The sequence below is a fragment of the Gardnerella sp. DNF01157 genome, assembly GCF_049244225.1.
Classification (GTDB): Bacteria; Actinomycetota; Actinomycetes; order Actinomycetales; family Bifidobacteriaceae; genus Bifidobacterium; species Bifidobacterium leopoldii.
The window spans coordinates 738746-760000 of record NZ_CP058388.1 but is presented as its reverse complement, the minus strand read 5'-3'; the positions used below and the strand labels follow the sequence as shown (position 1 = coordinate 760000).

Below are 21255 nucleotides of genomic sequence, written 5' to 3'. Positions count from 1 at the left end.
TTTACCGTCTACTTAATCAATAAAGTCCACCAATCGTGAAGCAAATCCAGTGTAAGATTCTGGTGTCATTGCTTGCAAACGAGCTGCAGTATTGGCATCAAAGCTACGAGATTTAATGAATTCTTCTACGTCACTTTGTGAAATATGGTGACCGCGCATTAATTCTTTTACTTGCTCATATGGTCGTTCCATACCAGGTACGCCAGCAATTTCTTCAGCACGCATTGCTGTTTGAATTGGCTCTCCAAGAACTTCCCAATTTCCGTCTAATTCTTTTGCCATAAATTCTTTATTAGGATGAATAGACTTCAAACCGCCTAAAAGATTATTCAAAGCAAGAAGAGCATAACCGAAAGCTGAGCCAACATTCCTTTGAGTAGTAGAGTCTGTAAGATCACGCTGCCAGCGGCTTTCAGTAAGAGTTGCACATAATGTGTCAAACAGTGAGCAAGAAATCTCAAGATTAGCTTCAGCGTTCTCAAAACGAATAGGGTTAACCTTATGAGGCATAGTAGAAGATCCTGTAGCTCCCTTTACAGGAACTTGCACAAAAATACCCCTAGAAATATACATCCATACGTCAACTGCAAGATTATGCAAAATATGGTTTATGTGACTTACAGTGCTATAAAGTTCAGCCTGCCAATCGTGGCTTTCAATTTGAGTTGTTAATGGATTCCATTGAAGACCCATTCTATTTTCAACAAACTCTTGAGATACGCTAATCCAATCAACTTCTGGGAAAGCAGCTAAATGAGCTCCAAAAGTTCCTGTAGCACCATTCAACTTTCCTAAATACTCTTGATTATCAAGATGACGAAGTTGACGACGTAAACGATATGCAAACACTGCCAATTCCTTACCCAAAGTAGTTGGAGTAGCAGGCTGGCCATGAGTTAACGAAAGCATAGATAAATCTCTATATTCGTTAGCATTCTTAACTAAATAATCAACTATCGCTTCTAAATTCGGACGATAAACGTTTAAAACAGCTTGCTTTACGCAACGCGCAATAGAAAGATTATTAATATCTTCACTTGTGCATGAAAAATGCACTAAAGTTTTTAAATTTGAGAGCTCAGTAGCATGACCAAGCTTATTCTCTGCTTCGTCTAACGCATCGTCAATGTAGTATTCAACAGCTTTAACATCGTGATGAGTAATAGCCTCATGTGCAGCATGTCGAGCGATTCCTTCAGCATCAAAATTTTCAGGAATAGAACGTAAATATGAGCACTCTTCATCAGTTAAAGGATTAACACCCTTAACAATTGGCTGGAATCGATTAGCTTCATAACCATTTGCGAGAAGAATCATCCACTCAACTTCTACACGCATGCGCTCGCGATTTAACGCAGGTTCGCTTAAATATTCAACGAGTGCGGATGTTTGATTATGATAACGTCCATCGAGAGGAGTCAGAGCTATTGCAGGAGAAATATCGGTAAGCTTCATAGTTTAAGGTTACATCATGCTGCGAATTAGCTTAATTTTACTCAATAAGAATTTAATTATTTTATTTTTTCATTATTCCTTGCCACAATGTAGTACTTTGCAATTTGCCATTAATAGTATTCTGAAAATGTCGATCTTGCTCGCGCACACTTTTAGATCCGAGTTGAAGAGCATCTTCATAAGCTGCAGTATGGTAATGCAAATCATGAGTTAAAGTTCCTTCTTCTGGAACATCATTAACGAATATTCCGTCATTATCGAATTTTTTAATCGAATATTGTTTGCCAGAAAAACGCGTGACTCCAGGAGGTAAAGAACGCTTAGATTCTTTAACATGAATTGCATGCCCATGAATAGTCACCCAATTATTTCTACGAGGATTCTCCTTGCCATCTAAAGATGGTACAATCTCATCGTCCATCTCAATACTAGTAACCCAAGTCTTCTTGGGAATTGGATGATTTGCAATAGGAGATCCAGCAGTAACAACATGCTGTATGTTGTACTGTTTAGAGTAATCGCTTGCAATGCTTGCTGCAACAATGCCTCCCTGAGAATGGCCTACTAAAGCAACAGGCTCGTTAGGTTTAATTCCAGAACGTTTCATAGCTTCTACAACCATTCGAGTGCTATCAGCTTGTTTTCTCATTAAAGAACTATGACTCATTACTTCTGCGTTTTGTGCCCAACCAAAAGGAGAGTGTTCTTTACCGTCAGTTCCTGGAATTATTACTAACCATGACGAACTGCCATCGCTGCGCTTAAAACGTTGAATTGCAATAGTAGCAGCATCTGGATTAACAAGTGGTGGCCTAACGCCCAAATTTCCGCTTCCAAGTTCCGTTAAATTTTCTAAAGTTTCAAGCAGATTACGTCCAGGTCTAGCAAGAACAGATCCAGGTTTTCTCCACGTCTCATTTACTTTAGTGAGAAGTAAATTATTACCTTGCTTTCGATCATTAATAGGCGCGCTTACGAAGCTAAGAGCACTAGAAATAAATGGAATAGCTTGTGATAAATATTTTTGAGCATTGGATAAAAAGTTTAGTGAGGTTTCACGCTCTTTTTTATTTATGGGGCCTTTCGCATTTCCGGCAATAAATATTGGCAAACTTGTAATAGGATTTAAAATAAGGTGCTGCGATAAACCTCGAATAATTCCTTGTTGCATACTCTTAGTTGCGTAGGACCATTTAGCAAGATATTGGAAACCTGAATGATTTTTATCATCTTGTTTGACAGCAAGACTTGCGGACAATAAAACGTGTAAAGCAAAAATAGGGTTTGCAAGAGCCAAGAAAGAAATTTTATTGTCTAACTCGTCTTTTGCACGAAATTCTGCATCTTCATATAAATTATTTGCTCTTACAATAAGAAAAGCAAGATTTTCTAAATTTTGAGACATTAAATAACATTTATGAGCATACTCATGACATATGCTTTCAGTTAAAAATGATTGCGAAGAATCATGAATATATGCTCCTGATTCTTTTTGTATACCATAATTTTGACCGGCAATAACCATCGCTGCATTAAGCCATAAATTTTTTAGCGTAAGCAATTCTTTAGCAATATTGTTGAGTTTTCTGGAAAAACTAATATACGCTTCTCTATCAGCAACGCTAATCGTCATTCCACCTACAACAGAGGACTTAACTTTCCAAGACATACTATATTCCTCCGCGAATGTTATATAACGCATACGCTTGTGCGGAAATATTTTTCATACTATGACGAAAATGTTCGGCTGCAAGCCCTTGCCAATCTTCTAATTCAGTCGCTGCGGATTCTGCTATAACGCAGCGAGCGCACTCTTGAGTGCGTTGTATAAGCCATTGCCATTCGTAATATGTGTGCATAATCGTTATTACACACGTTCATTAATAAAAAGTCACTAAAAAATATTCAATGTGGTTAAAAGGTTATTCAATGCTTATTGCTTCGCTTATAACCAATCTTGAAGATTTAATTACCAAGGCTTATTGCTGCTTTCATCAGTTTTAGTACGTTTTTCTGTCTTTTCTAAACCTTGCTGGTCTTCTTGATCCTGTGAATATTTAGAATCCACATGATCGTTCTGTTTTAGCAAGTTTTCAACTTTATTGCGCTGAGTATTGTCCAACTGAGGCTTAGACGAATCTGACTGCTTTTTATCTTTAGAAGGATTGTCAGAATTATCGTTTTTAAAATGATTGTTATGCTTTTTCGGTTTCTGTTGCTTATTAGTATTGTTTTGATTCTGCTTTAATTTTTCTGTTAACTTTCGTGATAATTCAGCATTTTTGTCAATACTACTTCGAAGTTGAGGAAGCAGCATCATTTCTTGAGATTTAGCATCATCAAATTGAGCATCAGTTTGCTGTTGCTGAGTTAAAAGCACATTCTTGTCGCTATCGATACTCTTGGAAGATTTTATGTTAGAAATAAGGCTATCAGTAGCAGCATTATATGCGTATTGTGCTCTCCAATTTACGATAGCAAAATACGCTATTAATATCGCAATAATCAAGAACAAGAATGTAACAATGCGAATAATTGTGCGACTAGACATGTGCTTCATACTAATTTCCTTGAAGTTATAAACCACGACATTAATTCCCAAATTAAAAGTATCGACGCAAATATTGCAAACGGCCAAATAATTGGTTCAGGTCTCAAACGAGGCTTTGCTGTCTCGTTCATTCTCCATTGGTGTGAAAGAATTGGTTTTGCTTCGTCTCCAAATGTTACATTTAAAGATGAGTGCATATACTTGCCGCTAAGCTCATCGGCAATATTTCGTAAGTTCTTTTCATCAAGCTTTGAAATGCCAGGATTGCCCGTAGCAGGATCAATAACCCATTGATTAGAGGTATTGTTTTCGCTGTAGTCGTCAAGTTGCAGCTGTGTTTTTTCCAAAGGTATTTTAGCTCCTTTAGATGAGCCTATTCCAATAACAAATGCGTTAGTAATATAAGCTCTGAGCGATGAAAATGTGCGGCGCTTCCGTTGAGTTGTTTCCTCACCGTCGCTTATAACATACAAAACTGTTGTGTCATCTGGATGAGCATCATGTATAGCTTTTGCAGTAAGCAAAGTTTGATCTATAGGTGCGTCAAGACTAGTTCCAGTAGCTACGCTAGTTGGCTCAGTTCGTAGAGTATTTATCCAATTGTCAACTGCTCTAGCATCAGGCGTCAATGGGACATCAACAGACGTAGAAGCACCAAAAGAAATAGCAGCAAAACTTGAGTTAGCATAGGATTTTGTTATTTGATGAATAATATTCCTTGCTGCTTCAATACGCTCAATCTTACTATTTTTTGCATAATCAGCGTCTTTTGCTCTCATTGAACCTGTTATATCTAGAGCAATAATCACGTTTGTTGCATTTACTGCTCTTTGTAAAGTTGAACGCATAATACTTGGAGATAGCACGCAAATTATTAGCATTATACATATGCCAATACGTCTTAATCTCATGCAAAAAGTTTCATCACTTGATTCAGGTTTCCTGCGTATAGGCACAATTTCAAAAAACATTGCTGCCAACAAAACCAATATTGCAATAATCGCAATAATCCAACCATATGATGGAGAAAAAACCAACTGACCTGCTTGAGAAGTGTCAGAAGCTTCAATTTTAGCGTGTGCAAACAGTAGGGTAGTAGCAGAAAATAGTGTTGTTGTCATCGCTTCATCCTCTTTGCAATAGCTAGCCAAATCACAACGCTAAACACAGTAAACAAAACCCAAAGACCAGGATCGTCGCTAAAAGCAGACTGAGCAGCGCCCTGAGGAATTGCAGTATGTCTTTTTTCAATTTCTTTTACTAAATTAATAACAGAATCAGAATTGCGTTGAGAAAGGAAAATTCCACCATGAGATTCAATAAGCTGTTTCATTTCTAATGTAGTGTCATCATTCTCATTCTGTTTTGCGCCAGAATATAACCCATCGACCGTAATTTTAGCCTGCTTTGTTAAATCTAAAGCTTGCTTTAATGAGTAAGTTTGTTTTCCAGAAACAACATTATCTGTAGCAAGAACAATAGAAGAACTTCTATTAAAACGGCTTTGTATTTTATGGTTATTATGAGCAGAACCATAAATAAAACCTGGAAGCATTGCTGCGCAACTAACTAAACCGTCTCCAATAAGCGATGTTGCGTTTTTGCGATTTTGAGTTCCTTCAAGCCAGTCAGAAATTTCTTGATATTGACGTTGTTGTAAACGATTAATGCGACTTTGCGATTGAACTCCGCCAAGCAAATTTGCAGCATATTGCAATTGTTTTTTAGCCAATCGATAGTCGTCAGTCAGTGGAAAAACTGTCCTAGATGTGGAGTTAAAAATGCTCAATCCAATGCGTTCACCCTGAAAATGCTCAATAAAATTAAGATACGCTTGAATCACTTCGCGATCATATGGTAGAGCAGAACCTGAAACGTCTAAGCATAAAACAATGTCTCTAGAACTAACTTGCTCGTTCGCATTAAACACTCGTGCTGGTCTGGAAGCAACAGCAAGCGCACTGCACAAAGATACTACCAATGCAGCCGTAGCAAACCTTCTAAACATTCGCCACATATACCATGAATGACTAGTAGTAGTTCCTTGTAGATCATTGTCAAAAGTAAAAGTATAGAATTTTCGCGTAATATTACTAGTTTGACTCTTATACTTCTTTTTTAAAATATTGCTACGAATGGAATCTAAAATTAGTAAGACAGCAAAAATTGCTACAGAAACAACAACGCCTGCAACAAAAAGCAATGGCCATTGCCATCTCCATGGCCATATGTATTCCCAAACATTATTACTCATCAACGTTTGTCCTTCGTTTGCCAGCCTTCAAGCAATACTAAAACCCATTCAGCAGCCTGCTCAACAGTAGTATTTCGCGCTTGCTCGTTTGCTTTGCGATCAGCAAATTCTGGAGGATACAAAGCAGATATTGTTTGGCGTAACATATCAGCACCTTTTTTATTGCGCCATTTCAAGCGCAAAGAAGCCAATTCTCCCAAAGTGTGAGTTTGAATATCTTCACCGCTCATCTTCGAAATATAAGATCTAGCAATAGACGCCAATTTTGCACAAGCCTGATCTTTAGTAAGTTCATTGTTATGATACTTCTCAACAATCGCATCAATATCTTTACGCCAAGCTTGTTTGTTTACATTATGAATGTGAACTGCTTCTGTAGAATTGCTACTTTCAGCTAATTTCTTTGGCTTTTTAAAAGAAAAATATAAAACCGCAAAAGCAATAAAGATAACAACAAGCGATGCAGAAAGTAGTATTAAAAAAAGCGTTTCATCATGTAAAGGCTTTTGAATATCTTCCAGGCTCATTCTATTCAACCTCCTTGCTAAATGAGTCAGCAAGATAATTTGTACGGCTCACTTTTTGCGCAGAAATATGGAAAACTTCTTCACTTGAAGAACCATGAATTATTGAAGATTGAACACCAAGCAGCATATCGTATAAAGCGTTTATTCTAATATTTCTACGAGCTTCAACTTCATTTTTATTTGATTCTTTTTTCAAAAACGCCGGTACTTTACGTAAAGTAATTCCATCAAATATTTGCAAATCAATTGCAGAATCAAAAGGATTAATAGGAGAAATAACAATAACGACAAGCTTATGGTTTTGCGTAATTTTGCGCAAAGATTCAGCGTTATGAGCTTGTAATGCATACTCATCAGTTATTAAAACTACCAGACCATTATTGTCAATATTTTTTAGTAGCGAAGTAAGCAACGCATCAATATCTCTGGTATTTTTACGAGTATTAAGCAACGTATAATCTAGATTTCGCTCAAAATCAGAAAAGTTGCTAGCAGCATGAACATTGATAACATTTTTTCCATCTGCACACAACAACGAAACAGCATCATGACGTTTTAAACTCAAAGACGCAAAAAAGCATGCAGAATTAGACGCAACTTCATACAGAGATTCTCCAGAAACACAAGCTCCATTCATATTTATGCTTGTATCTAAAGCAATCCAAGTATGAGAAGACGAAGTACGCTCTCTAGAAGACACCATAGGCTGTCCAGTTCGAGCGCTCGCAGACCAGTTCATCATGCGAGCTTCATCTCCTGGCTGCCATGCGTGTATGTCAATAACATCACCTGTGCCAAAACGCCTGTGCGAAGGATGGTCTCCCTCTAATAAGCCTAAAGCTTTACGCGCAATAGGCAAATCAATTCGCTGATCCAAAAGCTCAATTTTGCGACGCACGGCTTTAGCAGGTTCAGATAATACTAACCGCTTCGTACGCATCATGGCACAGGAACCGTCTTAACTAATGCATCAATTACTTGATCTGTAGTAATAGAATCAGCTAAAGCTTCAAAAGTTAAAAGTATGCGATGCCTTAACACTTCATGCGCAAACAATTTAATATCTTCAGGTATCACATAATCGCGTCCAGAAAGTAAAGCGTGAGCTTGAGCAATACGAATAAGTGCAATTGATGCACGAGGGCTAGCTCCCATACGAACCAATGAATTAATCGTAGGAAGTGGATGCGTACCTTCACCGCGAGAAGTGGCAACAAGATCAACTACATACTTCATAACTGCTTCAGAAACGTGTATGTGACGCGCTGCAGTACGCATAAAAACAACATCTTGCAAACTTATGCGTTGAGTATTTAGCTTTGAAGGATCAACGACATCCGATCCTCGTTGAGTAAGTAATTGCAGCATACGAACTTCCTCGTCAGGATTAGGGTAAGTCATAACTGCTTTTACCATAAAACGATCCATCTGGGCTTCTGGAAGATTAAATGTTCCTTCTTCCTCAATTGGATTTTGCGTAGCAATAACCATAAATGGTTGAGGCAGAGGAATTCTTTCGCCTCCAATAGTTGTTGCTCCTTCTGCCATAGCTTCAAGCATTGCAGATTGAGTTTTTGCGTTTGAACGATTAATCTCATCCAACAAAATAACATTTGCATGGATAGGACCAATTTGCGTAGTAAAACGTTGGGAAGCAAAATCAAAAACTTGAGTACCAACTAAATCTGCTGGCATTAAATCCGGAGTACACTGCACACGACGGAAACTACCTGACATAGCTGTTGCAAGAGTTTGAGCAGCAGTAGTTTTTGCGAGACCTGGTACTGATTCAATAAGAATGTGTCCGCCTGCAATAAGAGTAAGGATAAGAGACTCTCGTAAAGTGTCTTGACCGACTAAGGTTTGTGCAAAACGTGCGCGCAAAATATTTGCAATTTGTTGGCAACGACGTATGTCATCACTCGAAATAGTTGCAGTAACTTGCGCACTTGTATTAGAAACAGCAGACGGCTGAGGTACAGCTGATCCAATGCCAAGCTTAGAAGCAATTGAAGTTTTATCGGTTAACGGTTTCTTCTGTGGTTGCGGTGGAAATAATGCCATAAGAGACATTTTAACCGATATGCAGTACTGACATGTTCAAAAATGGCATTTTTATTGTCTTTATAAGATAATTTGCAATATTTAAGACAATTAGATTTCTTGAGAATCTAGGGACCAATTAATTGGCGAAACTCCCATATTAATTAAAGCCTGATTAGCTCTTGAAAATGGATGCGATCCAAAGAATCCTCGCATTGCAGAAAGAGGGCTTGGGTGCGCTGATGTAATAAGAGTTGCATTCGTCAGCAAAGGAGCCAAACTTTGCGCATTACGACCCCATAAAATAGCTACAAGCGGCAATGGATTACCATTGCAATCAGTTCTATTGTTTAATGCTCGAATAGCTGCATCGGTTACAGGCTCCCAACCTTTTCCTTGGTGGCTATTTGCCTTACCAGCCTCAACAGTTAAACATCTGTTAAGAAGCATCACACCCTGCCTGGTCCACGGTGTTAGATCTCCACTCTTTGGAGTTTCTACGCCTAAATCGTTTACTAATTCTTTATAAATGTTTATGAGACTTTTTGGCAGTGGGCGCACTTTTGCAGCTGTGCAAAAACTTAAGCCTACTGGATGGCCCGGCGTTGGATATGGATCCTGGCCAACAATTAAAACTTTAATGCTTTTTAGTGGAATAGAAAAAGCACGCAAAATATTGTGGCTAGCAGGAAGAATATGATGTCCGCTTTCTATCTGCTCTCGCAAAAATACTCCCATTGCGCGTATTTGTGGCTCAACTGGCTTTAATGCTTCAGCCCAATCAGGATCCATTAGCTCGTTTAAAGGTTTAATATTTTGAGGATTCATATTGCTACTGTATGTCAAGGCATACCATAAAAGGAAATTAATCAAATTTTCTAAATTTGTGCTTTGTGCTAAGCATTGGATAATATAGATTCATTGTTGTTTAAATGATCTTTTATAAGGAGTGCAATTATGGCGCGAAATAATCAGAACGTGTCGTATACGCCTGATGCTTTTGATGAGCCACCAGAGGGACCAGTTGGAGTTCATCGTGGAAATCCTGCGTGGTATGCCGTAATACTTCCTTATTTTGTTGCATTAATCATTGCGGCGGTTGTTGGCGTTTTGGTTTGGGCTATTGCTTCTGGTGAAATCTCACATCTTCCGTTGCCTTGGAACCATCAGCAACAATCATCTCAATCAACATCTCCTGCTAAGCCTTCTGAAAACAAAAAGTCTGCTAAAAGCGACGAAGATAAATCTTCTGAAGACGAAGATGATGACGACGATAATAATAAATCTGAAGAAAATAAATCAGATAAGAAAGATGCTGATGACTCTAAAGATAATTCAGCAAATGATTCTAAAGCACAAACTTCACTGGACAAATCAGTTGCTGTGAAAGTTCTTAACGCAACCAAGATAAGCGGTCATGCTGCTGCTGGCGCAGATAAGTTAAAGCAAGCAGGATACGCAAATGTGACAGCTGGAAATCCAACTGGTAAAGTCCCAAGCGAATCTGTTGTTTGGTATAAAGACGATTCCCAAAAAGCTGCAGCTGAAGATATTGCAAAGACTTTAGGTATTAGCGCTGTCGAAAACGAAAAAGAAATCGTTTCTCCGATTGTAGTTGTGCTTTGCAAGTAATATTTTTCGCATAAAAATAACCGGTTAGAATTATTTCTAACCGGTTTTTGTGTATAAACGCCAAAAAAGTTGGCACTCGGGTACATAGAGTGCTAATCTTCAAATTAGCACTCAAGCCTTGAGAGTGATAATAAGCAGCTGACGGCTTATTACTCAAGATTGCAGTGAAAAGTCCATAAATAACGTATGTGGAGGAATAATGGCAAAGATTATTGCCTATGAAGAGGACGCCCGTCAGGGTATGCTCGCAGGTCTTGATAAGCTTGCAGACACTGTTAAGGTTACACTTGGTCCAAAGGGTCGAAACGTTGTGCTTGACAAAGCCTACGGCGCTCCAACCATTACTAACGATGGTGTTTCTATTGCTAAGGAAATTGATCTTGAAGATCCATACGAGCGTATTGGCGCCGAACTTGTTAAAGAAGTAGCTAAGAAGACTGATGACGTTGCAGGCGACGGAACCACAACTGCTACTGTTTTGGCACAGTCTTTGGTGCATGAAGGTTTGAAGAACGTTGTTGCAGGAAGCAACCCAATTGCTCTTCGTCGCGGCATTGAAAAGGCTGCTGAAGCAATCGTTAAGGAATTGCTTGCTTCTGCAAAGGATGTTGAGACCAAGGAACAGATTGCTGCTACTGCTACGATTTCTGCAGCTGATCCTGAAGTTGGCGAAAAGATCGCTGAAGCTTTGGATAAAGTCGGTCAGGATGGTGTTGTCACAGTTGAAGACAACAACAAGTTTGGTCTTGACTTGGACTTCACTGAAGGTATGCGCTTTGATAAGGGTTATATTTCCCCTTACTTCGTCACTAACGCTGACGATCAAACTGCTGTTCTTGAAGATCCATACATTTTGCTCACTTCTGGCAAGGTTTCAAGCCAGCAGGATATCGTCCACATCGCTGAGCTTGTTATGAAGTCTGGTAAGCCATTGCTTATTATTGCTGAAGATGTTGATGGTGAAGCATTGCCAACGCTTGTTTTGAACAAGATTCGTGGAACTTTCAATACTGTTGCTGTTAAAGCTCCAGGATTCGGCGATCGTCGTAAGGCTATGCTCCAGGATATGGCTATTTTGACCGGTGCACAGGTTGTGTCCGACGATCTTGGTTTGAAGCTTGATTCAATCGATGCTTCTGTTTTCGGTCATGCAGCTAAGGTGATTGTTTCTAAGGATGAAACAACTATCGTTTCCGGTGCTGGCTCAAAGGAAGATGTTGATGCTCGCGTAGCTCAGATTCGCGCCGAAATTGAGAACACTGATTCTGATTACGATCGCGAAAAGTTGCAAGAGCGTCTTGCTAAGCTCGCTGGTGGCGTTGCTGTTATTAAGGTTGGCGCTGCTACTGAAGTCGAAGCTAAGGAACGCAAGCATCGCATTGAAGATGCAGTTCGTAATGCTAAGGCTGCCATTGAGGAAGGTTTGCTTCCAGGCGGTGGCGTAGCTTTGGTTCAGGCTGCTGCGAAGATTGAAAAGACACCAGCTATCACAGAGCTTAAGGGTGAAGAAGCTACAGGTGCTGCAATTGTGTTCCGTGCTGTAGAAGCTCCAATCAAGCAGATCGCTCAAAACTCTGGTGTTTCTGGAGACGTCGTTCTCAACAAGGTACGCGAACTTCCAGAAGGCGAAGGCTTCAATGCTGCAACTAACACTTACGAAGATTTGATGGCTGCCGGCGTTACTGACCCAGTTAAGGTAACTCGTTCTGCTCTACAGAATGCAGCTTCTATTGCTGGTTTGTTCTTAACTACTGAAGCTGTTGTTGCCAACAAGCCTGAGAAGGCAGCTGCTGCACCACAAGCTGGTGCCGACATGGGCTACTAAATAAAAAAATAAAAGTGGCTCAAAAGTCTAAAACTTAATAGTTTAAGTAAATGGCGGCATGCTCAATGTAAGCGTGTCGCCATTTACTTTTTCATCACATTAATCAGCTCATCCCAAATAACGAAGTAGCTTGCGTTTCAGCATCAAGATACACTCCTGATGCATGTTGCATAGCTTGCTGAATTGCTTCTAGCGATTGTTCCATTTGTTGTTGCGCTACTCGCCATTGCTGAGCGGTCGACGCAAATCGTGTAGCCGCCGATCCAGTCCACACGCTTTGTAATTGCTGTAAATTGGCATACATCCCGTTGACTGCATCTCTAATTGCACTAACCGAGGTTCCAACGGCTGCCGCAGCCTGCTGAATTTGCTCTGAATCAACTCGAAATTGTGCCATATTTCCCCTCCATTTGTTTTGCGTCTAAATAAACGCTTCTTTATAAATTATTTTTGCGAAACATTTCACATAAATTAAGCAAAGATTTTTATAATGCTACTTTTACTTGTGTGATGTCACGCTATTATGAATATATGCCATCAAAAAAGTACGAAAAAGATTTATGCGCCAATGTGGTTAAAAGCTTAGCTTGCACGCGCGTTGCAAATTTTAACTACCAGCATCTTCACTCAAAACTATTTTTAGCTAAACGCGTATTGCTTTTATTAATGGCATTTTTATTTAGTTTTTCTTTTATTCTTCCAACTCTTCCAATAAATTCGCTCATATTTTCACCTTTAAATGGAGTAAATACAATTAATGCATATGCTGAAAATAATGAGCAAAATTCTGGAATAGTTGCAACAGACTCAATAACAGACACAGAAAATTTGCTTGGGGATTCTGTCAGTAAAGTTGCTGACATGATTGAGACAACAAAAAAGCGTACAGGAGTAAATGTTAGGCTCTTATATTTGTCTACTTTTGGAAATACAAAAAATCCATCAAAATGGGCTAGTGATTTGTTGATTAGTACGCTTCCAGCTAAAAATACTGTGCTGCTTGCAGTAGCAACTCATGATGGAAGATTAGTTGTAGCTGTTTCGCCTAATTCCGATGAATGGCTCAAAAATAAAAATACTGTAGACTCGTTATCCGATGCAGCTTATAAGCCATTAGTAAGCACAACTGGAACGCATTGGGATCAATCTGCAATAATGATGATGAAACAAATAATGCGTGCAAAACGTACGTCAACAACTTCTTCTGCAAGTCTTATTTCTACAATTATTATGCTATTAATATTGTTGGCATTATTCTCAATAGTCGCGATTATTCTGTTTAGAAAGAATCGCATACAACGTCAAATACTTGCTGGTGTTAGAAAAGCTCGTAGAAGGCACGCTCGTCACAGGTAGACAAAAAATATTCGATAACTTGTTTTATTTTCAGCAATTATTCAGGAAACATTCAGCTTGATAAGTGATGCTAATCAATATGAGTAAGAACGTTGAAGCATCTATTGTCGTGGTCGATGACGAGCCATCAATCCGTGAACTTTTGGTAGCATCTTTGCATTTTGCTGGGTTTGAAGTAGAAACTGCCGCATCCGGCTCAGAAGCTGTTGAAGTAATTGAACGAGTAAATCCGAATCTTATCGTTATGGATGTTATGCTCCCAGATATTGATGGTTTTACTGTTACGAGGCGTATTCGTCAAAATGGAATTAAAGTTCCCGTATTGTTCCTAACTGCAAGAGACGATACACAAGATAAAATTATGGGTCTAACTGTTGGTGGAGATGACTACGTTACAAAGCCATTCAGCTTGGAAGAAGTAGTGGCAAGAATACGAGCAATTCTTCGCAGAACACAAGAACCTGATGAAGAAACTCATATTATAAAAGTTGCGGATCTTGAGATTAATGAAGATTCTCATGATGTAACTCGATGCGGTATGCCAATCGAACTTAGCCCAACTGAATACAAACTACTTCATTATCTTATGGACAATGAAGGTCGAGTTCTGTCAAAAAGCCAGATTTTGAATCACGTATGGCAGTACGATTGGGGCGGAGACGCAGCGATAGTTGAATCTTATATTTCTTATTTAAGAAAGAAGATTGATGGCATTGAAATTACTGACGATTCAGGAAAGCCGCAAAAAGTAGTTCCTCTTATTGAAACTAAACGTGGCATCGGTTATATGATTCGAGAACCTAAGGCAGGTCAAGCCTGATCATGCAATCTAGTAATAATAACTACGATAATGCTGAATCAACTATTAGCAACAGTACGAATAATAACTCTAAAGATGATTCAGATGTTAGCACTGCTGGAAAAAGTGTTGCGATAGTGCTAAGCGAAAATGACAAAAGAGATAAAAAACCTCGTAAAACCTGTTGGCTACGTCGTCGCATAAATACAATACCACTGAGTACGCGCTTAGTTGCATGTACTCTCGCTATTTTAACTGTAGCTGCTTTTTGCATATCACTATCGATCCAGCAGCTCGTAGGAAATTATTTGCTAGAAAAAACTGATGCACAATTAGCCGGTCAAGCGCAATTTGTTTATGACAATGTTGATTCATTGCGCATGAAAAACTCAAATCAATCTTCAGTAGGTCCGAATAATTACTTTATGCAAGTTAGGGATACGCATAATAAGATTATTTCTACTCCGTTAATACCAAAAATTAAAGGATCGATTGTTTCGGTTCCTAAACTTCCTGCAGACGGTTTTGATAGTAAAAAAATTGTTACTCACAAACCTTACACAGCACCTGCAATCGTCAGGGGAAATACCAATAAAGTCGATGCAATCACTAAAAAAGCTGCAAAATCACCATGGAGAGTTTTAGTATTAACGTGGGGTCAAAAGAATAACTATAACTCAGAGTTAAGCGTTAGCGGTTACGTCTATATTGCTTTATCTCTTAGCGATCAAATTGACACCGTTAGCACACTTACTCGTTACTGCATAATGGTAAGTATTGCAGTTATTTTGTTTGGAGCAGTATTTGCAGCAATTATTATTCAATCAGCTTTAAGACCGTTAAAACGAATTGAAAAAACAGCTTCAAAAATTGCTTCTGGAGATTTAAGCAAACGAGTTCCATCTGCTCCTGAAAATACTGAGGTTGGATCTTTAGCAGCTTCTCTTAACTCTATGCTCGCTCGTATTGAAAGAGGATTTAATGAGCAAGAAGATATGACAGAAAAAATGAAGCGATTCGTTTCAGATGCAAGTCATGAATTACGTACTCCATTGGCTGCAATTCATGGATACGCTGAATTGTATACAATGTGGCGCAACATGCCAGGAGAGCAGGAGAGAGCAGATGACTCTATTGCTCACATTAAAGCTTCTAGCGAAAGAATGACTGAGCTAGTAGAAGATTTACTTTCTTTGGCGCGTTTTGATGAAGGTCGTGGAATTAATATTTCACAGCAAGTTAGCTTGTCTCCAATACTTTCTGACGCAGCTAATGATTTACATGCTCTTGATCCTGCTAGATCCGTTCAGCAAGGCTATTTGACTATTTCGGATGAGTGGAAGCTTATGAATTGCACAAATTGCAATTTTGAGCGTAAGCTCCAATTCCATGCTGGAAAACTTCCAAGTGTTATGTTACTTGGCGATGGTGCTAGATTACGCCAAGTAATGACAAATATCGTAGGAAATATTCATAGATACACCCCTGTTGATTCTCCTGTAGAAATTGCAGTAGGAGTTATGAAGGCATCTATAACTCCAAATGAATTATCTAAATTACCTTCTGTAAAAGAATCACTGAAGGAGTTTTTGGAGGCAGCGGAAGTTAGCCAATCTACTGATACTGGTCATAAGTATGCTGTAATTCGAGTTGTTGACCATGGTCCTGGAGTTCCAGAAGAATCTTTATCTAGAATTTTCGAGCGTTTCTATATTGCTGACCCATCAAGAGCTAGAGAAAAAGGTGGAACTGGCTTGGGTATGGCAATTGCGCAATCTGTAGTAAAAGCACATCATGGTTTTATTTGCGCAACTATATCTTCTCCATCAGAAGCATCGACCGATTCTAAAACTAATCTTGATGACACTATGGATGGGTCTGAGCCGATAGATGTTAAACCTCATGGCTTAACTCTTACTGTAGTGCTGCCAGTTAATGAAATTGAAGATCCTTCTAAACTTGTTAGCGATTAAAATATTGGCATGAGTAACACTTGCGTAGGTTAAAAAAATTTTATTGCCCGCGTGTATGCGCTACAATGTAATAAGGAAACAAGTAATAATAATATTTGGTACACTATCTATAGACCTATCGCATATGCTGATGTTTTATGCCTTGTGCACTTCAGCGTGCGAAATGAGAATTATTTGGAGCGAGGTGTGTTATGCCCAATGGGCGCGTGCGTTGGTACGATACGCAGAAGGGGTACGGCTTTATTGTTGGAGATGATGGTAAGGATGTTTTCCTGCCAGCAGCAGCATTGCCAGTTACTGTAAAAACTTTACACAAGGGTACACGAGTTGAGTTTTCTGTAATTGAAGGTCGCAAAGGACCACAGGCGATGGGTTTGAATGTTATTGCAACAGCACCGTCGCTTGTCAAGGCTACTCGTCCTAAAGCCGAAGATATGGCGGCTATTGTAGAAGATCTTATTAAACTTCTTGATTCTGCTGGTAATGGTTTGCGTCGACGTCATTATCCATCAACTGCTGAAAGCAAAAAACTTGCTACATTGTTGCGTGCAGTGGCAGATAATTTTGACGTTCAGGAATAGTGTCTGGAATATTATTTATGACTGATGAAGTGATGGATCCACAAGAACTAGCTAGAAGTATAGCTGTGGAAACTTCAGAACGTACTGGTGCAGTAGGTGATTTTGTATCTTCTACAGAGCTTGGTGACGGAGTTACAGACTTTCGTTTCGTAAGCAATTTAGTTGGATATGAAGGCTGGCAGTGGTCAGTTACGTTGTATCATGATGAGGAAACGCAACGTTGGACTGTGAATGAATCAACGCTTGTTCCTACTGAAGATTCTTTGCTTCCACCACCATGGATTCCATGGAAAGACCGATTGAAACCAAGTGATCTTTCTGTAATGGATTCTATTGGCACATCTGAAGACGATTCTCGACTAGAAGATGGCTTCCGTCAAGTAAATAATATTGATGATAGTAATTCTGAAAAGAATATAGAATCAGCAAATTCAGATGATAATTCTGAGTCTAAAACTGAAGATGACGCTAAAGCTAATACTGAGGCTGAAGATAATACTGAAGCTAATACTAGCGAAGAAGATGCAGACACAAACGCAAACGCAGAAAAAGATATTAATCAAAATCAAGAATCTTGCGATGCAAATAATGATTTTGATGAAGATCTTGAAGAAGCTGTTTCAACGCTAAGACTGTCTCGCAGACGAGTAATGACTGCGGAAGCAATTTCGCAAACAGCTAAACGCTGGTACGCAGGTCAACATGGTCCAAAGTCGTTATCTACAAAAATTGCCGATGGCAAAGCATGTTCATCATGCGGATTCCTCATTCCTCTAGCTGGAAGTTTAGGCTCTATGTTTGGCGTATGCGCAAACATGTGGAGCCCAGACGATGGGCGAGTTGTCTCGCTTGATCATGCTTGTGGTGAGCATTCTGACATTGAACCACCTGAGCCATCGCAGCTTTGGATTCAATCTGAGCCTGCATACGACGATTATCATATTGATATTTTGCAACAAGCTCCACGAGATGAGCGAGCAGACGTTGAGCTTATTGAGGAAGCAATTGAAGACAGTAAGATGCATCGTCGTAAGCACAGAAAATTAGATTCAAAATTGCGCAACAAAAAAGAAGCATCAACAGATAAAGATGAACAAAATAATTTATCTGAACCTGATTTAATTGACAATTCAACTATTGACGAAAAATCATATGAAAATAATGATGATAAAAATCGCGAAATTGAAGTTGAAAATCAAACTGAAAAAATTGAAGAGACTGTAGCTAATGAATCTGAAAAATCTAAAAAATCCCAAAAAGATACAGATTATCCTGATTCTTCAGAAGTAAACTTAGTAGACGAAAATTCTGTTACAGAAGAAATACCGTTAACAGGAAAAGTGGAAGAGCCACAAGAATCTGAAGACACTTCAAAAACTACAGCATCCGCATCAATGCGATTATATAAAAGAAAATCTCGCAGACAGCATAAGTAATTATGCAGAAACGAAAACATGAATATTTAGGTTCATCATGCATGACTATTGTGATGCTATGGAATGCTGTACGAATGAGTAAGTATATACGACGCTTCGCGTCATGGCGACTCGTTACCATGGAATGAAAGAAAAGAACGGAAGGCAGTTATGTTTGAACGGTTCACTGATCGCGCACGACGCGTGATTGTGCTAGCTCAGGAAGAGGCTCGCTCACTTCAGCACAATTATATTGGTACTGAGCATATTTTGCTCGGGCTTATTCGCGAAGGTGAGGGCATTGCCGCGAAAGCGTTAAGCTCAAAAGGCGTAGACCTAGAAGGCACTCGCAAACAGGTTGAAGAGATGATCGGCAAAGGCACTGTTTCGCCTGCTGGTCATATTCCTTTTACGCCTCACGCTAAGCAAGTGCTTGAACTGAGTTTGCGTGAAGCTCTTCAGCTTGGTCACAGTTATATTGGTACTGAGCATATTTTGCTAGGGCTTATACGCGAAGGCGAAGGAGTTGGCACGCAAGTACTTATAAAGATGGAAGTTGATCTTGGAGACTTGCGAAGCACTACTGTTGATTTAATTCGTGGAGATAATGCTCCTAACGGTAGCGAGAAGGGCGAGTTAGCTAATGCTGGAAGTGTGCAAGATAAGCGAAATCAATCTGGCTCTGCTCTTCTTGATCAATTTGGACGCAATTTAACATTTGAAGCTCAAGAAGGAAAGCTCGATCCTGTTATAGGTCGTTCTGAAGAAATTGAACGCGTTATGGTTGTACTTAGCCGACGCACGAAGAATAATCCTGTGCTTATTGGCGAGCCTGGAGTTGGTAAGACTGCAGTTGTAGAAGGTCTCGCACAGAAAATCGTTGAAGGCGATGTGCCTGAAACGTTAAAAAATAAGCAAGTTTATTCGCTAGACTTAGGTTCAATGATTGCAGGATCTCGCTATCGTGGCGATTTCGAAGAGCGCTTGAAGAAAGTGCTTAAAGAAATTAAAACACGCGGCGATATTGTGCTTTTTATTGATGAAATTCACACTATTGTTGGAGCAGGTTCTGCTGATGGAGCTCTTGGCGCATCCGATATGCTTAAACCAATGCTTGCGCGTGGAGAGCTACAGACAATTGGTGCTACTACTACTGACGAGTATCGCAAGTATATTGAAAAAGATGCTGCTTTGGAGCGTCGTTTCCAGCCGATTCAAGTTCCAGAACCTACAATTGCTGAAACTATTGAGATTCTTAAGGGATTGCGTTCTCGCTACGAAAATCACCATCATGTAACTATTACCGATGGAGCTTTACAGTCTTCTGCTGAGCTTTCTGATCGTTACATTCAAGATCGTCACCTTCCAGATAAGGCTATTGATCTTATTGATGAAGCTGGTGCGCGCTTGCGTATTAAGCGCTTGACTCAGCCACCTGAGCTCAAAGAATTAAACCATAAGATTGCTAAGATTTCCGAAAAGAAAGATGAAGCAATCAAGCAGCAAGATTTTGAAGAAGCTGCCAATCTTCGCGACGATCAAGAAAAGCTTGAGAATGAAGCTGCAGAGAAGGAAAAGGCTTGGCGCGAAGGCGAGTCTAACGTCAAGATGGTTGTTGACGAAGACATGATCGCTTCCGTTGTTTCAAGCACTACAGGCATTCCTGTAGTAAAGCTTACTCAAGCGGAATCGCAGAAGCTTCTTCAAATGGAATCTGAACTTCACAAGCGTATTGTTGGTCAAGATGAAGCTGTGTCTGCTTTAGCTCGCTCGATTCGTCGTGCTCGAGTTGGTTTGAAGGATCCTAAACGTCCTTCTGGCTCGTTTATTTTTGCCGGTCCTACTGGAGTTGGTAAAACTGAGCTTGCCAAGGCACTCGCAAACTTCTTGTTTGATGACGATAATGCCTTAATTAGAGTTGACATGTCAGAGTTTGCAGAAAAGTACGCCGCGTCTAGGCTTTTCGGTGCTCCTCCTGGATATGTTGGATATGAAGAAGGCGGCGAGCTTACTGAAAAAGTTCGCAGAAAGCCATTCTCCGTGGTGCTTTTCGACGAGATTGAAAAAGCTCATCCAGATATTTTCAACACGCTTTTGCAAGTACTCGATGACGGTCACTTAACAGACGGTCAGGGTAGAAAAGTGGACTTTAAGAATACGATTATTATTCTTACCACCAATCTTGGTACTCGCGATATTGCGAAGGCTGCAAACACTGGCTTTACACTTGGAAATAACGCTGATTCCACGTATCAGCGCATGAAAGATCAGGTTAATTCTGAGCTTAAGCGTCATTTCCGTCCAGAGTTCTTAAACCGTTTGGACGACACTATTGTGTTCCGTCAGCTTACAGAGCCAGAAGTTCGTAAAATTGTTGACATGGACGTGAAGTTGCTTAACGACAGGCTGTTTGACCGTCACATGTCTCTAGAAATTACGGATGCCGCTAAGAATTTGCTTGCACAGAAAGGCTTCGATCCTTTGCTCGGTGCGCGTCCGTTGCGTCGCGTAATTCAGCGAGATATTGAGGATACTATTTCTGAAAAGATTTTGCTTGGTGAACTTTCTGACGGCGAACACATTAAGGTGGATGCTGAAGGCGAAGGATTGCTGGGGGAGTTCACAATTAAAGGCGAAAAGTTTGAGACAATAGACACAACTGCTGTTGTTGCTACTGAAGAGAACAAATCTGAGGAAAATAAGTCTGAAGATAGCGAAAAGGAATATAGCGCAGATAAAGAAGATATTACTGCTAAAGAAGATAGCAGCAAAGAATAAGTAATCTACGCAATAACTAACTGAATACACTAAAAGCCCGGCGCGTAAATCTCGTCGGGCTTTTCT

The 21255-nt window shown here is 39.7% G+C and carries 18 protein-coding genes; 8 read left to right on the top strand and 10 right to left on the bottom strand.

All coding sequences use genetic code 11. The features are described from left to right. Positions 1-12 precede the first annotated feature (12 nt). The 9 genes from purB to HXT38_RS02795 all read right to left on the bottom strand — a co-directional run bounded on the left by purB (position 13) and on the right by HXT38_RS02795 (position 9658). Positions 13-1455: an adenylosuccinate lyase gene (gene purB, locus HXT38_RS02835; RefSeq protein ID WP_415696186.1), complete on the bottom strand. Its 1443-nt coding sequence runs from the start codon at positions 1453-1455 to the stop codon at positions 13-15. Between the two features lie 61 nt (positions 1456-1516). Then, a complete protein-coding gene (locus HXT38_RS02830; protein ID WP_421791575.1) occupies positions 1517-3124 on the bottom strand; it encodes an esterase/lipase family protein in 1608 nt (535 codons plus the stop codon). A gap of 300 nt (positions 3125-3424) precedes the next feature. Beyond that, a complete protein-coding gene (locus HXT38_RS02825; RefSeq protein WP_004119493.1) occupies positions 3425-4015 on the bottom strand; it encodes a DUF6466 family protein in 591 nt (196 codons plus the stop codon). Next, on the bottom strand, positions 4012-5127 hold the full coding sequence (locus HXT38_RS02820; protein WP_004119495.1) for a vWA domain-containing protein: 1116 nt from the start codon (positions 5125-5127) through the stop codon (positions 4012-4014). The genes HXT38_RS02825 and HXT38_RS02820 overlap by 4 nt, the downstream gene beginning before the upstream one ends. Then, complete coding sequence (locus HXT38_RS02815) at positions 5124-6260, bottom strand: VWA domain-containing protein (protein WP_032842510.1); 1137 nt, start codon at positions 6258-6260, stop codon at positions 5124-5126. Before HXT38_RS02815 ends, HXT38_RS02820 begins: the two co-directional genes overlap by 4 nt. Beyond that, positions 6260-6787, bottom strand: coding sequence for a hypothetical protein (locus tag HXT38_RS02810; protein ID WP_415705941.1), 528 nt, complete (start codon positions 6785-6787; stop codon positions 6260-6262). The genes HXT38_RS02815 and HXT38_RS02810 overlap by 1 nt, the downstream gene beginning before the upstream one ends. Before the next feature lies 1 nt (position 6788). Next, positions 6789-7730: a DUF58 domain-containing protein gene (locus tag HXT38_RS02805; protein WP_064340180.1), complete on the bottom strand. Its 942-nt coding sequence runs from the start codon at positions 7728-7730 to the stop codon at positions 6789-6791. Next, a complete protein-coding gene (locus HXT38_RS02800; protein WP_421791572.1) occupies positions 7727-8851 on the bottom strand; it encodes an AAA family ATPase in 1125 nt (374 codons plus the stop codon). The genes HXT38_RS02805 and HXT38_RS02800 overlap by 4 nt, the downstream gene beginning before the upstream one ends. 90 nt (positions 8852-8941) lie before the next feature. Continuing rightward, positions 8942-9658 carry a uracil-DNA glycosylase gene (locus tag HXT38_RS02795; protein ID WP_004106746.1) on the bottom strand — a complete coding sequence of 239 codons (717 nt, stop codon included), beginning with the start codon at positions 9656-9658 and terminating at the stop codon, positions 8942-8944. A 129-nt stretch (positions 9659-9787) separates the two neighbouring features. Between HXT38_RS02795 and HXT38_RS02790 the strand changes: the two genes are divergently transcribed. Beyond that, positions 9788-10462, top strand: a complete 675-nt coding sequence (locus HXT38_RS02790; RefSeq protein WP_112928640.1) for a LytR C-terminal domain-containing protein — start codon at positions 9788-9790, stop codon at positions 10460-10462. A 199-nt stretch (positions 10463-10661) separates the two neighbouring features. Next, positions 10662-12287, top strand: coding sequence for a chaperonin GroEL (gene groL / locus HXT38_RS02785; RefSeq protein WP_004119509.1), 1626 nt, complete (start codon positions 10662-10664; stop codon positions 12285-12287). 103 nt (positions 12288-12390) lie between these two features. Here the strand turns inward: groL and HXT38_RS02780 are convergent, their stop codons facing one another. Continuing rightward, the gene (locus HXT38_RS02780; RefSeq protein ID WP_421792021.1) at positions 12391-12684 is read right to left on the bottom strand and encodes a WXG100 family type VII secretion target; all 294 of its coding nucleotides are present in this window, start codon (positions 12682-12684) and stop codon (positions 12391-12393) included. Positions 12685-12737: 53 nt separating this feature from the next. On the opposite strand from HXT38_RS02780, the gene HXT38_RS02775 reads away from it, so the two are divergent. From HXT38_RS02775 to HXT38_RS02750, 6 genes are all read left to right on the top strand, one after another. Then, complete coding sequence (locus HXT38_RS02775) at positions 12738-13643, top strand: hypothetical protein (protein WP_174143350.1); 906 nt, start codon at positions 12738-12740, stop codon at positions 13641-13643. A gap of 79 nt (positions 13644-13722) precedes the next feature. After that, entirely contained in the window at positions 13723-14463 is a 741-nt protein-coding gene (locus HXT38_RS02770) for a response regulator transcription factor (RefSeq protein WP_004106736.1), read from the top strand. A gap of 2 nt (positions 14464-14465) precedes the next feature. Then, the gene (locus HXT38_RS02765; protein WP_112928644.1) at positions 14466-16415 is read left to right on the top strand and encodes a sensor histidine kinase; all 1950 of its coding nucleotides are present in this window, start codon (positions 14466-14468) and stop codon (positions 16413-16415) included. 191 nt (positions 16416-16606) lie between these two features. Next, entirely contained in the window at positions 16607-16996 is a 390-nt protein-coding gene (locus HXT38_RS02760; RefSeq protein ID WP_004106732.1) for a cold-shock protein, read from the top strand. 17 nt (positions 16997-17013) lie between these two features. Next, entirely contained in the window at positions 17014-18432 is a 1419-nt protein-coding gene (locus HXT38_RS02755; RefSeq protein WP_101886035.1) for a DUF3027 domain-containing protein, read from the top strand. Positions 18433-18582: 150 nt separating this feature from the next. Then, a complete protein-coding gene (locus HXT38_RS02750) occupies positions 18583-21189 on the top strand; it encodes an ATP-dependent Clp protease ATP-binding subunit (RefSeq protein ID WP_410299635.1) in 2607 nt (868 codons plus the stop codon). The last annotated feature ends 66 nt before the right edge of the window (positions 21190-21255 follow it).